The organism is Glaciecola sp. 1036, assembly GCF_050306235.1.
Taxonomy (GTDB): Bacteria; Pseudomonadota; Gammaproteobacteria; order Enterobacterales; family Alteromonadaceae; genus Glaciecola.
The window spans coordinates 72,508-86,079 of record NZ_JBLWFH010000008.1; the positions used below are offsets into that span (position 1 = coordinate 72,508).

A 13,572-nucleotide genomic window follows, 5' to 3' on the forward strand; every position below is an offset into this window, starting at 1 on the left:
CTTATTTGGGTTATTTAAATCTGTGCTAAACCGTCTGCTGCAGCATCTAAAACATCTTGGTCTAAGGTGTTTACCGGTATTTGCATAGTTATACAGTGCAGGCTTCCAAATTGTTTAACTAAGGTTGAACAGTCCACTGCTATTACTTTGTGATTGGGGTAGGCTTTTTTAATCACCTTAATGGCTTCTTTATCTTCTGGTTGTTGATACACAGGAGCCAAAATATGCTGGTTGCAGATCAAGAAATTCGCATAAGACGCTGGCAGTCTTTCATTATCCTCATTGACCACATTGGGTAGCGGGAGTTCATGAATTTTATAATCAGGAAAGGCGCTTTTGAGTTCGTTTTTAAGCTTTGATAGACCTTCATAGTGGCTATCGTCCGTACGATTATAAGCACTTTGCATAACTAACCCGCGCAGAGGTGTGAAACGCACCAAGGTGTCTATGTGGCCATCGGTATCGTCCCCTTCAAGATGACCATTTTCGAAAATAATCGTTTCTTGGGCGCCCAAATACTGCGCAAAAATTTGTTTGTAAGCTGCTGCTTGCATATCGCCATTCCGCTTGGGATTGTACAGACAAGATGCAGTGCTCAATAAATGCTGATTTTCGTCGATCTCAATGGCACCGCCTTCGAGCACTATCGGACATGAAATCAATGGATTTAAACAGTACTTGGCCAAGGTTTCATTAACTAAGTTATCTTTGCGAGCATCGAACTTTTCACCCCAGCCGTTAAATAAAAACTCAACAGGCACGTTACCAATTTCGCTCGAACAGGTCACAAATGCATAATCTCTGGTCCAGGTATCGTTGTATTCCACAACCACTAAGGCTACTTTTGCGCCCATGGGTACAACAGATTTAATAATGCCAAGATCTTGTTCTCTGCACAGTAACAGCACTATGGCACCAGCTTCATTGATTTGTTTAATCAAATTCACATAAGTGGCTCTAGCATCATCAATCCAAGGCTGCCAATCGGTGTCTTCATGAGGCCATGCTAGGATTATTGCTTCAACATTTGCCCATTCAGGCATTAGGGTAAGACTTTCAGATAGTTGATATGTCATACTTTGTCAGTATCTCAATTTTACACTTATAAATAAACGACGGGGTTGACCGACAAAATAACGATAATTGCCGAACGCAAAGTCTGCCCTTTCAGCATAATCTTCGTCAAGTAAATTAAATAGATTCCCTTGAATTGAAATGCTCTCAGAAATGTCGTATCGAGCACTTAGATCAACTAGAGTATGTCCATCATATTCTGCAGTATTTTCAGGATCTAAAAAGTAGCTATCCATGTATTGTAGCTGCAACTGGGTGCTAAAGTTATCCAACACTTTCCAATCAGCAAGCAGACTAGCGAGTTTTTTCGGACTAGTGTCAATCAGGTTCCCCTTAATTGATTGGTTGGAAATAGCGATATCATTTTGGTAAGTGTGTCTTTGTACACTAAATTGTGAGCTTATGCTTAAGTTGCTCAGTGCTTGCCAACGCCAACTAGCCTCAAAACCTCTGTGCTCTGTATTGCCACCTACCACCGTTTGACGATTAGTATCAGAAATGATGACGTTTTCTTTTTCCATATCGTACAAAGAAAGTTCTATGGAATGCTGAGTGCCGCTATACCGAAATCCAACTTCTAGGGCATCCATGCTGACTTCTTCGATATCTGTTAGGGTTTGATTATTCTGCAAGCGAAACAATTCTGTGGCTTGTGGCGCCCTAAATCCTTGGGAAAACTTAGCATAAACTCGTGAATTTGAATGAATAGTATAAGCGATTAGCGCTTCGGGTGAGAACTGCGAAAAGCTAACCTCTTGGTCTTGTGGTCTCGAAAAACGACACAGTGCTACCTGAGGATCACAAGCACTTCCGTCGGTTAGCTTATTATCATAATCATATTTCATGCTTTCAGCACGGGCACCTAGTGATAATTCGATATCACCTAATTGCCAATTGGCCTGCAAATAGCCCCCAATCTGTTGCGCTAACACGTCATAATCATAATGCGCTCCTTGAGGAATGCTGGGAGAAAACGGCTGCGCTTGGGTTTCTTGTAATTCAGCTTGGGTAATATCCAAGTCTATGCCTGAAATCCACTGAGCAGAGAATGCAGTAAATATTTTTTGTAGCTGTAATCCTAAACTTTTATGAGCATTTTCTTCCAATGCTTGCCAAGGTAAATAGTGCTGCAAAAAGGTCATTTGGTTCCAGCGTAAATAAGGGGTAATGCTTAGCGAATCTTGTTCAAACTTACTGTAAGCCAGAACTGATTCAGCGTTGCGAAATGCCTCTGGATTGGGATTAAGGCGTCTCGCTTGTTCATCCTGATAAATTTTATAACCTTGCACGAATCCTGCTGTCTCTTGATTTAAGTGACTTGCGGATAACAGGCTTGTGTTTTGCCAATTTCCTATCCGTTGCTGAGAAACAAAGGTCAATTTTTGCTGGCTGTAACCACTGTCTTGTTGATAGCCGCCATGATCGGCAATATTAAACAGCAGGCGTTGAGTGCTGTCAGACAATTGCCAACTCGAATCCGATTTCAATCTGTAGGTATCGTAGGCACCTGCACTGAATGCTAGGCTATCATTTGAACTTTCAGCTGCTGGCGAAATAATATTTATGACTCCATGCAAGGCATTGGAACCATAGAGCGTACTGGCCGGCCCTCGCAATATTTCGATGCGCTGTGCTTGTTCACTGTTAACATCAAACAATTGGTTGGCATTACAAAATCCAGGTGCTCTAAGGTTAATACCATCTAGCGCCATAAAAAACGCGCCGCAACTACCTGCACCAGTTAATACCGGAGAGCGAATGGCTGTTAGATGTTCTTGTCCATTGCCTCTGCTAATCCAAGTGCCCGGTGAAAAAGCGGCGACTTGGGAAATATGTTGGGCATTTATTTGCTCAATGAGTGATTTATCTAAAATGCTTAAGCTCGCATTTACCGATGACGTTGTTTGTTGATTTCGGTTTGCGGTCACCGAGATTCTTTCAACATCATCTTCGGCTGCGCTGTAAAAAGCGCTGGTCAAAAATAGCCAAAAAAATAGATTTTTATAAGGCATTACTTCAAATGTCTCCCGCCATTTAAATGCAAACATTGTCCGGTTAAATAGTCGCTGCTTAGTATGTAGTTCATTGCTTTTACCGCTTCTTGTGGACCTGGACAATTTTCTAACAAGGATTTTTTCAGCGCTTTTTGCTTATAGATTTCATCGTCTCCTTGATTAAACATCAAAAGCGCCGGCGCAATACTGTTGACCTTTACCTTTGGTGCCAACAATGCGCTAAACGATAAGGTCAGATTATGTAATGCGGCCTTACTTGCTGAGTAAGCTATATGCTTGCTGCTACCTTTTTCCTGAACATAATCAGTCATGTGAATAATGTCAGCAAAACCGTCTGGATTGACCAACATATCAGCACATGCAAGATTAATTTGGTAGGGAGCATTGGCGTGCACTTGCATCATCTTTTTGAACAAATCATCAGGATTAGTATCTTCTGATTCTTTATCCCAATCTGACGCATTATGGATAATGGCTCTTAAGGTATCTGTGGTCGATTTTAATTGCTCGATAAAGCTTGTAATGCCTTCTGATTCAGCAAAATCCGCCTGAATAACCTGAGCCCCTTGCTGAATTAATCGATCAATTGAAGGTTTTTTGCGCCGATATGTTATAATCACGGGCTTTTGTTGTGCCAGTAGGTCTTCAGCCATTGCCAAACCTAGGCGCTGACTACCTCCGGTAATTAAGATGGGTGCATTCATAGGGCACGAGTTTTCCTGTAGATTTGCCAATGGAAAAGAGGTCATTACGCTTTAAGTTAACGTAAGGATCTGCTGATAGGCCGCAGATCATAAAGGGTATTTTAGCGAATGCAACTGATCTTGAATGTGAAAAAAATGTAATCCTAAAAACGACACAACAGCGTATACTAGTGAACTGTTTTTGAGAGATGGATAAAATATGTTAGCAAATAAAACCATATTAATGCGTGAAGCGGCAGGAGATGTTTTTACTCCTCAAGCGAAAAAAGTACAGGCAGCACTTATCAGTGCAGGTCTTGAAACGCCTATGGTTGACAATCATTTGTCTAATGAAGAAAAACGCGAAAAAATTCAAGCGTCTATGCTCGATATTATGCAAACCTTAGGATTGGATTTAAACGACGACAGTTTAAAAGATACGCCCATGCGTATTGCTAAAATGTACGTAGATGAAATCTTTGGTGGTTTGGATTACGCAAATTTTCCCAAAATTACTCAGATTGAAAATAAGATGCAAATCGATGAGCCAGTGCAAGTAAGCGATATTAGTCTTACCAGTACTTGTGAGCATCACTTTGTCACTATCGATGGCGTTGCTAGTGTGGCTTATATTCCAAAAGATACTGTGATTGGATTGAGTAAAATAAATCGGTTAGTCGCATTTTTCGCCCAACGGCCGCAAGTGCAAGAGCGTCTAACTCAACAGGTAATGGTCGCCTTACAAGCGCTAACAGGCACTCAAGACGTTGCAGTTAGCATCAACGCAACTCACTACTGTGTAAAAGCCAGAGGAATTCGTGATACCAATTCCTATACCAAAACCTCTTCATTAGGCGGGGCTTTTAAAACAGATAAAGAGTTGCGTCGTCAATTTTTCTCTAATTAGTTATATTCAGGCAGACCGATAATATGAAATTCGGTCTGTCTACCATCAAAATACGTCACCTGTTTACCGTCAAATATAGCGTTTTCTTCTAACATTATACGAATGTCTTTTCCCCATTCTGGAATATGGGTTGTGGCGTTGAGTTCAATTGAGTAGGCAGTGTTTTGATGCAATGGATAGTCGCCATTATGGGGCACACCGTCCTGAGCATCCCACATACCTAAGGTAGTCCCAGCTGCATGGCCGTGATAGCCAATAGGATGGGTGTATATTGACGGGGTAATACCTTCATTGATTGCCTGTTCACGAGATTCTTTTAAAATCTGATTGCCGGTTTTGCCTACTGCAAATCTTTGGGTAAATATATCTTGCAGTCGGTTCGCATTTGCAAGGGCCGCTTTGAGATATGCAGGTGCATCACTTTCTCCTTCTCTTAATACATAAGCGTGTTGTTGCTGATCAGTTTGTAAGCGTAAGTAAGTAATACCAAAATCCAAATGCAATAAGTCCCCCGGCAAAATTACTTCAGGATTATTATTGGTAAAGGTACTTAAGTGGTCAAATTTATCCGCGTTTGCCCGTTGTATGGACACAGTGGGATGAAACCAATTGGTAAGTTTTAATTCTCTGCTGCGTTCACGCAACCACCACACCAAATCTTGAGTGGTAGTTTTTCCTGGTTGAATAACCTCGTTTGAATAAAGTTCACGAATGATTTGATGGCCCATTTCTACGATACTAGGATAAACCGCTAACTCCATTTCACTGCGGGTTTCAAGCCAAGCTATGGCTAAGTTTTCAGCGCTTACTACTCGCTTAGCCATTGATTCTGGTAGGGCTCGCATCAGCATTTGATGCTCAGTGGTATTAATGCCGTCTGCCAATGCGAAATGTTCCGAAATATTAATGCCAATTTTTTGAGGTTTTTTCTTAGCAATTAAGTCCACCAACCCTTGCCATTGGTCTGGTTGAGCATCCTTGTCCCAAGCTTTAGCAAACAAGTCGGTAACAGGATAACGAGCAACAGCAAAACGCTCTACTTGATCAGTTCCTTCTGGCTTGAACAACACCAAGATAGTGCGCCTGCGTGCTGACAACCAAGTGGCGGGTAACATGGTTTTTAAAACGGGGTCCTCGTTGTACTCCCGAGAAATTAAAATCCACATATCAATGCCGGTGGCATCCATCAAGGCTGGCAATGTATTGTCCAATTTGTCTTTGAGCATTTGATCTATCTTGCTCGCACGCTCCTGCATTGGAAGAATGGGATATTCATATTGACCGTAGCTGGAAAGGGTAAAAAAGAGAAGGGAAAGTAAAAAGCCGTATTTAATCATTGAATGCCCTTTTATTGTTATCTAGTTGGCGATGCACAATGCTGATGTTTATCTAAAATTTGTCATTGTTATACTCGAAGATAAGGCATTGTGGCCAAAGTCACAACTTCTAGTGACGACTTTGTATTACAAGTTACTAACTTCTTGTGGCTCGCAGGTCAGTATCTGGAGTTATTACTCAGCTCTTCGTTTCTCTCTTTAATTTTGATGTATAATCGAACGAAACCAACTATCACAGATGCACCCACTAATTTTATTAATACACTAAAATTTGTAGTCTGATCTTCAAGACTTTTCTTAATAATTTCACTTTCCAGAATTTCAAAATTTTCTTGTTCTAGAGCGATTAAAAGTCGACCTCTTACTGTAAGATTTGCGCTCATGTTTAACTTTGCTAACTGTGCGCTGAGACAATTGTAGTGCCTAGTGGCTATGTCATAAGTTTCACCATCAGCCAATGTAACTTTATGCAAAAAAGTGTTTGGCTGTGTGTCTATTTGCTCACAGGTAAAATTAACGAGAATTCCACTAATCTCTTCATAGTCAATAAAGTTATTCCTCACCGAAATGTAGAGTAAATAAAAAAACAATATCATCGTGAAAGTTAACTCTACTAATAGCTTTTTAAATTTAAATTTCTTCAATTTCTAATCTAGTTTCTATTAAAAAGATTCACGTTTAGTATGAGGCGGTGCAATGTTAATTAGTACTTTAGCTGATACATGAATTTTTTCCTTACTTTACCTTGTCGCAAATTCCACGGTGCCTGATTAAACGGTTCAGCCTGCATAAAACGCCCCAAAGTTGGATCGTAAATCCGACCCTTCATATGGGCGATGCGAAAATATGACCCAGAGTGTTCATTTATTCCTTGTAAAATCAATCCATTGCTATGCAACCCTAAATCCCATTTTTCGCGCTTATTTCATTGTTTTTTATTACTTTATGGATCGTAACAGTTCAATTGTTAGTTTTGAGTTTTCAAACATTATTCATAGCTCAACAAGTAAAAGTACATGTTTAGCCCCCGAAAGGGAAATTAAATGGTTTATATTTCCCATCAAAAATCTACTATTAGTATAACTATTTAGTTGTTTTTAAACCTTCTGGTTGCCAAGGTTTAAAATTTAAGTTACTTTTACACTATGAGTATAGAAAACCAAAGCAAAATAAACCAACTACTTTCTATAGCACCTAAAGGTGTTGTATTGACTTCTTCATGGCTATTAGAAAAAGGTTACAGTTTACAATTGCAAGATCGATACAAAAAAAGTCAGTGGTTCAAATCATTTGGCAGAGGCGCTTTGATACGTAATAAGGATACCGTTGATTATCTAGGGGCTATCCAAACGTTACAGGAACAGCTCAATTTATCGGTTCATCCTGCCGCAAAAACAGCTTTAATACTGCAAGGTAAATCACACTACTTAGAGTTCTCAACTCAAAAGGTACAGTTATTTTCGACCCCCTCTGAAGTTTTGCCTTCTTGGTTTAAAAAACATGATTGGAACGTAAAGCTGGAAAGTAACGTAACATCATTTTTGCCTGCCGATATAGGTATGGTGGAATATCAACATAAGTCATTTTCTTTAAAAATATCTAGTCCAGCGCGTGCAATAATGGAATGCTTATACTTGGCTCCCAATGACCAACCATTACTTGAAGTATACGAATTATTAGAAGGACTAAATAATATACGTCCAGCCACCGCCCAGAAATTATTAGAAAGCTGCTCTTCCGTAAAAGTAAAACGATTATTTCTTTACATGGCAGACAAAGCAGGCCATGACTGGCTGACCTATATCAATCTAGACAAAATAGATCTTGGCAAAGGAAAGCGGCAAATTGTCGCAGATGGGGTGTATATCCCCAATTATAAAATAACTGTTCCAAAGGAACTGGATAAACACATATGACCGAAAAATATGCCCAGCAGGTCAAATTGCTTCTTGATGTTATGCCAGAAGTAGCTAAAGAGAGTTGCTTTTCGTTACATGGCGGTACAGCTATCAACCTATTTGTTCTTAACATGCCGAGACTATCTGTTGATATCGATCTTACCTATGTTCATATTCAAGATAGACAAGAAAGTATTGATGCCATTAATAGTGCGTTACAGAAAATAGCGGCTCGTGTGCTTGCTCTACGACCAACGTTACGAGTAGAACACAAGGACAATATTTGTAAACTTTTAGTTGAAGAGCATGGTGTGCAAATTAAAGTTGAAGTCAATATGGTTGGGCGCGGTGTTATTGGCGATACTGAGAATAAATTGCCATTATGTGAATTGGCGCAAGAACAATTTGATGCATTCTGCGCCATAAATGTCGTGCCGTTAGCACAATTGTATGGTGGAAAAATATGTGCAACACTTGATAGGCAGCATCCACGAGATTTATTTGATGTGCATCTACTATTACAACAAAACAATTATTCAGATGACATCAAACGTGGCTTCATATACTCCCTTGCGTGCAGTAACAGGCCAACACATGAAATGCTTAACCCAAACCTAATTGATCAACGCTCGACGTTTGAAAATCAATTTCAAGGAATGTCACCCATTGAATTTACCTATGCAGACTTTGAACAAACAAGATTAGATTTAATAAAGACGATATCTGATAGCTTGGATGACGATGATAAGCACTTTCTGCTTAGTTTAAATATGTTGGAGCCAGATTGGTCAATATACGATTTTGAACAATATCCTTCGGTGAAATGGAAACTACTTAATCTTAGAAAATTCAAAGATTCTAGACCAGAAGACCATCAGCAACATTTGGATCTACTTAAGAAAGTCTTAAATGTACAAAGTTAGGAAACAAAATAAGATCGTTTTAAATTCTAGCTGTTGTACTCGGAATGAAGGCCAAATCTTCCTCCTACTTTTAACGCAAATATTTATTTGCTTCTCGGCTAGCTGCCGCTTTGTCTTTAAACGGTGATGGGTGGCATTTCTGGTAGACTTTATCTAACTGAGGAAACACAACATGGATATATATTTGCGTTGTTGATAAATCGGCATGGCATAAATAGGTTTGTATTTCCCATGCTTGCCGCCCAACTAGCTGCCCAACCACTTGCAGCCCCAGCCGTTACATTTACGATCCACAAACCTCAGTCGTAACCAGTCTCCTTTTGTACGTATTTTAATCTGCTTGTGTTTTACGTCACTACTGATAATATTCAATATTATTAATTTTGAATAATCTGATTATGGCAAATACAAGTCTGTCTCTCGGTGAACACTGGGAAAAATTTATAAAACTAGAAATACAAAGTGGTCGATACGGCTCAGCTAGCGAAGTTGTGCGTGACGCATTGCGCAACCTCGAAGAAAAGAAATCGAAATTACGCATACTTCAGTCTCACTTAGAAGCAGGCAGTAAGCAAGCTGAAAGTAAAGACTTTATTTATCAATCGCCAAAAGAGATTCTTCAAGAGTTCAAAAACGAACGTGAAAAAAAGTAGTTATTTACTCACACCTAATGCGAAAAACGACTTGCGTGGAATTTGGAATTATACTTTTGATATATGGGGAGAACAGCAGGCTGAGGAATATTTGTTTGAATTTTTTAAACGATTTAGCTGGCTAGCTGATCAACCCTTTGTCGGTACGCATCGACCAGAAGTGAGGCAAGGTTACTATTCATTTCTTCATGCTGAACATGTTGTTTTTTATGAAATAATAAATAACGATATTGTTATAATCGGTATCCCAAATCAATCAATGGATATAGACTTATTTTTTGATTAAGATCTGATAGCCTCATTTAATTTGAATAAGCAAATTTGCGACCTTAATAGTTAAAAATTGAGTAAAATTAATTTTTTTGTTTAAGCGTGTTGTATAGCTAACCTCATAGTCTTTATATAACGACCGTTCATATGAATAATATTAAGGATTGACCTCTCGGTAGAAATTAAACCCACCTTATAATATCCCACCTCCATATGAAATAAATATATGTAACTTATTGTTATCATTGAATTATATATAAATCTTATATTTTCTTTATAAAATCTCATTTCCGGTGCTTATAAGATTTGTGATGTCAAACAGACTGAAACAAGGAAAGAAACAGATGAAGATTTATAAATCCCTATTAGTGGCATCCTGCGTACTTATTAGTCAAAACGCAATGAGCGCAAGCATTAGCCTTAATTTTGTTGGTTACGGTAAAGATAGCAACGTACAAGCATTTGACCGTTTTTTAGATGATACAATAGTTCCCACAGGATTAACTGACGGTGCCCCATTCGGTTCTGTTGGTGAGAGAAGACTCTACCGAGATAATATTGACATTGTGAGTAGCGCACTCATTGATCCCCTAAGAAACGTCGAGCATTTAGACTATGAAGGTTATGCTTCCTTCGATCGGTTAGGGGCATCCGTAGCGCTACGTGGTGACTTTAACTATGGTTACTCTATGTTTGCTGGGACTGACGCGTTTTTTTCAGATACCTATACTATCACAGCAACCGATCCCGCACTAAACGGCACTACAGGTGTTGCGCGTTACAACACTTTAATCAGCGGAAGTTTACAAACTGGCGGTGAATTTGTAGAAGAAGTTAAATATAACACCAACAACAATGAATTTTTTAGAGCTTCATACTCAGCGCATACTGAAATTTCGGGTTCATCTCGCACTTACAGCTATTCAGAGCGGAATTTTAAAGGGCAAAATCAGCAAACTGTACTATCAGGAACAGCCCCAGACACTATAACTAACGTATTTAGCTTTGTTTACGGGCAACCCTTTGACTTCAAAGCTACTTTGAGTGCGTCCGCAGACTATCAAGCTCCTTTTAGCGCAACGAAATATGACGACAACTTAATTGTGTCAAATTTCTTAAGCACCTTAAAATTTGCGAATTTGGAAATTGTGGAAAGAGTTGGTAGTGGCTTCAATCCCGTTGATGACTTTGCTGTCCTCGATGTTGCATATCAAGTTAGTAGCGTCTCTGGGGTCAATGCGTTTGATCCTGGGTCTAGCTCTGTGCCTGTATCGGCGCCGTTTGGCTCTAGTCTTTTAGGACTTGGACTAATCGGTATGCTGTGGGTCAGAAAATTGAAGATGCGAATAGCAGACCCTAGGGATTAATTAGAAGGACCGAGGCGATGCAACTGAGTTAGTCGAAAAGGCTACACTACCTAGATAATTGAAAGAATTTTGTTCTAACGTTATTGTATACAATATATGCAATGACGTTGGAATGAAAGTAGACAGTGGAGCGTTTTCAAGTTGGTAGTTGGACTGTAAATGCAGTCAATTGCACGATTACTAAAGACTCTATAAGTGAAACCTTAGAACCCAAGGCAATGGATTTGCTCGTCTTGTTGGCAAAAGCTGACGGGGACTTGGTGTCTCGCAAAGAGATAATGAAAACTATCTGGCATGACCGCTACGTGACCGACTTCGCTGTAAACAGCTTGGTATCAAACCTTCGTAAAAAACTGAATGAAGGTGAGCCAGAAGAAGCCTATATCAAAACTAGACCTAAGCGAGGTTATCTTTTATTCGCAAAGGTAACTATTTGTGACGAAGAAAGAGATGACTCTATTGCTTTTTCGACTGATGATGAGAACACTGCTGCTAAAATCGATGTAAATGAGCCGACACGTAATGAGGATAACCTTGTAGAGCCTATCGAAAAAATTCCACCGATCTCTAGCTCACCTTCTACTTCCTATACTTCGCAATATAAGAACAAAAAAGTACGCAAACGCTATGTAGTTTATGCCTTGACTACTATTTTATTGATTTGTGCAGTGTTTATATTTGATTTGCTACTCAGCAAAAATGAGCGATTACCCGCGTCGCTTGCAGTGATGCCGTTTAAAGTGATTTCTGGACAAGAGGATCTTAGTTTTTTTGCCGACGGTTTGGCAGAAGAAGTTATTCATCAATTGTCAGTATTGCCTGAAACCACAATAATTAGTCGTCGTTCATCTTTTACCTTTCGAAACAGTAAACTTGATGCTGTAGAAATTGCCCAAAAATTAAGTGTGGCATATCTGCTTGAGGGCTCTATTCGCCAAGAAGGTGATATTTTGCGGGTCACTGTGCAATTGATAAACGGCATCAATGGTAGTCATATATGGTCACAGGTATTTACCGCAAATAAAAACGAAGCATTTAGTATTCAAGGTGATATTAGCCGGGAAGTAGCCGATACTATCACCGCAAACTTTACTGATTTTCCTGAAGAGAAAAAACGCTATCAAAGTCATTCTTCGGATGCATACTTGCATGTGTTACGCGGACGAAAATATAACCAAACAGGCACTGTTGAAGCTCTACTAAAGGCCCGAGATGAATTTATCATGGCCACCAAGCTAGACCCGGAATATGCCAATGCACATGTAGACCTAGCAACAAATTATTTGTTACTGGCACAGAATAAAAGAATGAGTTTAACGGATGCGAGTAGGTTGGCATTAGAGGCAATCGAGACGGCTTTTGAAATTGCTCCCCAAAGTGCTGAAGCCTATGGTGCTTTAGGCATTCTTCATCATTATAACGGCCGTGTAGACGAGGCAAGAACTGCGTTTGAGAAGGCCTTGGCAATTAATCCTGACCAATATGTTGCTTTAATTAATTACGCCAATTTGCTACGTCTTACCTTCGATGAAAAAGCGGCGATTACATATTATCAAAGGGCCAAAGAACTTGCGCCATTATCTGATTTAGCTTATTGGGGTATTCACTCCATCAACATAGATTTTGGTAATTTTGATGCGTCGCGGAAAATTGTAGAAGAGTGCTTGTTTTTACAAGCATCGAGCTCAAACTGTAGTATAGGACTCGCTTATAACGCGGGGCTTACAAACGATTGGCAACGAGCAAAAGAAGCTTTTGAAATATATGCTAGCACCACTTCGAGCGATAGCTATTGGTTTCGAATGGGGCAAGCTTGGCAATTTTTGTTTTCAGGTCAGGTACATCAAGCAGCCGCAGCATATGAGGGGTTAATCAATCAGTTTGGAATTAATATTGACGGCCTGCAATCTATCGTTTTAACGAATCATGCTAGCGGTTTGATCGATGGCTTGAGCGAAAAGCTACAGGCCGGTGTAGAAGAAAGGCCAGAGTCTCAACTGATGGTCTTTAACAACGCACTTCATAGTGTTCTGCAAAATAGGTGTGATATTGCTATTGGATATTTGGAAAAAGGATGGCAACTCAATAAAGGCGTTTTTGAGAATGCAGATATTCTTGCCAATACTGTCTCTTACAATGCTTACATGGCGTATTGTTATCAACAAAATGGGGATCAAGTTGCGTTCAATACAAGTATTGGGAATTTAAAGGAACAATTAGAATCTCTTCCAGAAAATGAGCTTTTCGTTCCGGGTTTCGTCTTTGTCAAAGCTCAGTATTATGCTTTGTCGGGTGATGTTGTTGCAATGCAGTCACAAATCGATTTGTTGGAAGAAGCCAACTGGCCAATGCTTTGGCGAGTTGAAAAAGACCCAATTCTTGGTCAGTTAGGGCGATAGATTAAACCCTAATGATGTCGAAGTAGCTTACATTGGGCCATTCGTT

The 13,572-nt window shown here is 39.6% G+C and carries 13 protein-coding genes; 7 read left to right on the forward strand and 6 right to left on the reverse strand.

The features are described from left to right. Positions 1-14: 14 nt before the first annotated feature. From ACNKW3_RS12785 to folM, 3 genes are read right to left on the reverse strand one after another with little or no spacing between them, the layout of a single operon-like run. Positions 15-1,076: an agmatine deiminase family protein gene (locus tag ACNKW3_RS12785; RefSeq protein ID WP_427399693.1), complete on the reverse strand. Its 1,062-nt coding sequence runs from the start codon at positions 1,074-1,076 to the stop codon at positions 15-17. Positions 1,077-1,082: 6 nt separating this feature from the next. Further along, positions 1,083-3,086 carry a TonB-dependent receptor gene (locus ACNKW3_RS12790; protein ID WP_427399694.1) on the reverse strand — a complete coding sequence of 668 codons (2,004 nt, stop codon included), beginning with the start codon at positions 3,084-3,086 and terminating at the stop codon, positions 1,083-1,085. Beyond that, complete coding sequence (folM, locus tag ACNKW3_RS12795) at positions 3,086-3,793, reverse strand: dihydromonapterin reductase (RefSeq protein ID WP_427399695.1); 708 nt, start codon at positions 3,791-3,793, stop codon at positions 3,086-3,088. The genes ACNKW3_RS12790 and folM overlap by 1 nt, the downstream gene beginning before the upstream one ends. A 199-nt stretch (positions 3,794-3,992) precedes the next feature. On the opposite strand from folM, the gene folE reads away from it, so the two are divergent. Beyond that, the gene (folE, locus tag ACNKW3_RS12800; RefSeq protein WP_427399696.1) at positions 3,993-4,679 is read left to right on the forward strand and encodes a GTP cyclohydrolase I FolE; all 687 of its coding nucleotides are present in this window, start codon (positions 3,993-3,995) and stop codon (positions 4,677-4,679) included. Here folE and ACNKW3_RS12805 read toward each other — a convergent pair. Together ACNKW3_RS12805 and ACNKW3_RS12810 are read right to left on the reverse strand one after the other, a co-directional pair. Further along, positions 4,676-6,016, reverse strand: coding sequence for a M24 family metallopeptidase (locus ACNKW3_RS12805; protein WP_427399697.1), 1,341 nt, complete (start codon positions 6,014-6,016; stop codon positions 4,676-4,678). The two genes, folE and ACNKW3_RS12805, sit on opposite strands and share 4 nt — an antisense overlap. A gap of 158 nt (positions 6,017-6,174) precedes the next feature. Further along, positions 6,175-6,612: a hypothetical protein gene (locus ACNKW3_RS12810; protein ID WP_427399698.1), complete on the reverse strand. Its 438-nt coding sequence runs from the start codon at positions 6,610-6,612 to the stop codon at positions 6,175-6,177. A gap of 549 nt (positions 6,613-7,161) precedes the next feature. On the opposite strand from ACNKW3_RS12810, the gene ACNKW3_RS12815 reads away from it, so the two are divergent. Next, a complete protein-coding gene (locus tag ACNKW3_RS12815) occupies positions 7,162-7,932 on the forward strand; it encodes a type IV toxin-antitoxin system AbiEi family antitoxin (protein ID WP_427399699.1) in 771 nt (256 codons plus the stop codon). Continuing rightward, positions 7,929-8,837 (forward strand): nucleotidyl transferase AbiEii/AbiGii toxin family protein, encoded by a 909-nt coding sequence (locus tag ACNKW3_RS12820; RefSeq protein ID WP_427399700.1) that lies wholly within the window; start codon positions 7,929-7,931, stop codon positions 8,835-8,837. Before ACNKW3_RS12815 ends, ACNKW3_RS12820 begins: the two co-directional genes overlap by 4 nt. A 70-nt stretch (positions 8,838-8,907) precedes the next feature. Here ACNKW3_RS12820 and ACNKW3_RS12825 read toward each other — a convergent pair whose 3' ends face one another. Next, the gene (locus ACNKW3_RS12825; protein ID WP_427399701.1) at positions 8,908-9,099 is read right to left on the reverse strand and encodes a hypothetical protein; all 192 of its coding nucleotides are present in this window, start codon (positions 9,097-9,099) and stop codon (positions 8,908-8,910) included. A 136-nt stretch (positions 9,100-9,235) separates the two neighbouring features. Here ACNKW3_RS12825 and ACNKW3_RS12830 point away from each other — a divergent pair, with 136 nt between their 5' ends. From ACNKW3_RS12830 to ACNKW3_RS12845, 4 genes are all read left to right on the forward strand, one after another. Then, on the forward strand, positions 9,236-9,490 hold the full coding sequence (locus tag ACNKW3_RS12830; RefSeq protein ID WP_427399702.1) for a type II toxin-antitoxin system ParD family antitoxin: 255 nt from the start codon (positions 9,236-9,238) through the stop codon (positions 9,488-9,490). After that, positions 9,477-9,776 (forward strand): type II toxin-antitoxin system RelE/ParE family toxin, encoded by a 300-nt coding sequence (locus tag ACNKW3_RS12835; protein ID WP_427399703.1) that lies wholly within the window; start codon positions 9,477-9,479, stop codon positions 9,774-9,776. The genes ACNKW3_RS12830 and ACNKW3_RS12835 overlap by 14 nt, the downstream gene beginning before the upstream one ends. A 328-nt stretch (positions 9,777-10,104) precedes the next feature. Beyond that, positions 10,105-11,127 (forward strand): hypothetical protein, encoded by a 1,023-nt coding sequence (locus ACNKW3_RS12840; RefSeq protein ID WP_427399704.1) that lies wholly within the window; start codon positions 10,105-10,107, stop codon positions 11,125-11,127. A 125-nt stretch (positions 11,128-11,252) separates the two neighbouring features. Then, on the forward strand, positions 11,253-13,526 hold the full coding sequence (locus ACNKW3_RS12845) for a winged helix-turn-helix domain-containing tetratricopeptide repeat protein (RefSeq protein WP_427399705.1): 2,274 nt from the start codon (positions 11,253-11,255) through the stop codon (positions 13,524-13,526). The last annotated feature ends 46 nt before the right edge of the window (positions 13,527-13,572 follow it).

Bases quoted from the DNA above. Each gene is read 5' to 3' on its own strand.
- folM (WP_427399695.1), bottom strand. From the start codon at position 3,793: ATGAATGCACCCATCTTAATTACCGGAGGTAGTCAGCGCCTAGGTTTG.
- ACNKW3_RS12810 (WP_427399698.1), bottom strand. From the start codon at position 6,612: ATGATATTGTTTTTTTATTTACTCTACATTTCGGTGAGGAATAACTTT.
- ACNKW3_RS12785 (WP_427399693.1), bottom strand. From the start codon at position 1,076: ATGACATATCAACTATCTGAAAGTCTTACCCTAATGCCTGAATGGGCA.
- ACNKW3_RS12805 (WP_427399697.1), bottom strand. From the start codon at position 6,016: ATGATTAAATACGGCTTTTTACTTTCCCTTCTCTTTTTTACCCTTTCC.
- ACNKW3_RS12815 (WP_427399699.1), top strand. From the start codon at position 7,162: ATGAGTATAGAAAACCAAAGCAAAATAAACCAACTACTTTCTATAGCA.
- ACNKW3_RS12840 (WP_427399704.1), top strand. From the start codon at position 10,105: ATGAAGATTTATAAATCCCTATTAGTGGCATCCTGCGTACTTATTAGT.
- folE (WP_427399696.1), top strand. From the start codon at position 3,993: ATGTTAGCAAATAAAACCATATTAATGCGTGAAGCGGCAGGAGATGTT.
- ACNKW3_RS12820 (WP_427399700.1), top strand. From the start codon at position 7,929: ATGACCGAAAAATATGCCCAGCAGGTCAAATTGCTTCTTGATGTTATG.
- ACNKW3_RS12790 (WP_427399694.1), bottom strand. From the start codon at position 3,086: ATGCCTTATAAAAATCTATTTTTTTGGCTATTTTTGACCAGCGCTTTT.
- ACNKW3_RS12830 (WP_427399702.1), top strand. From the start codon at position 9,236: ATGGCAAATACAAGTCTGTCTCTCGGTGAACACTGGGAAAAATTTATA.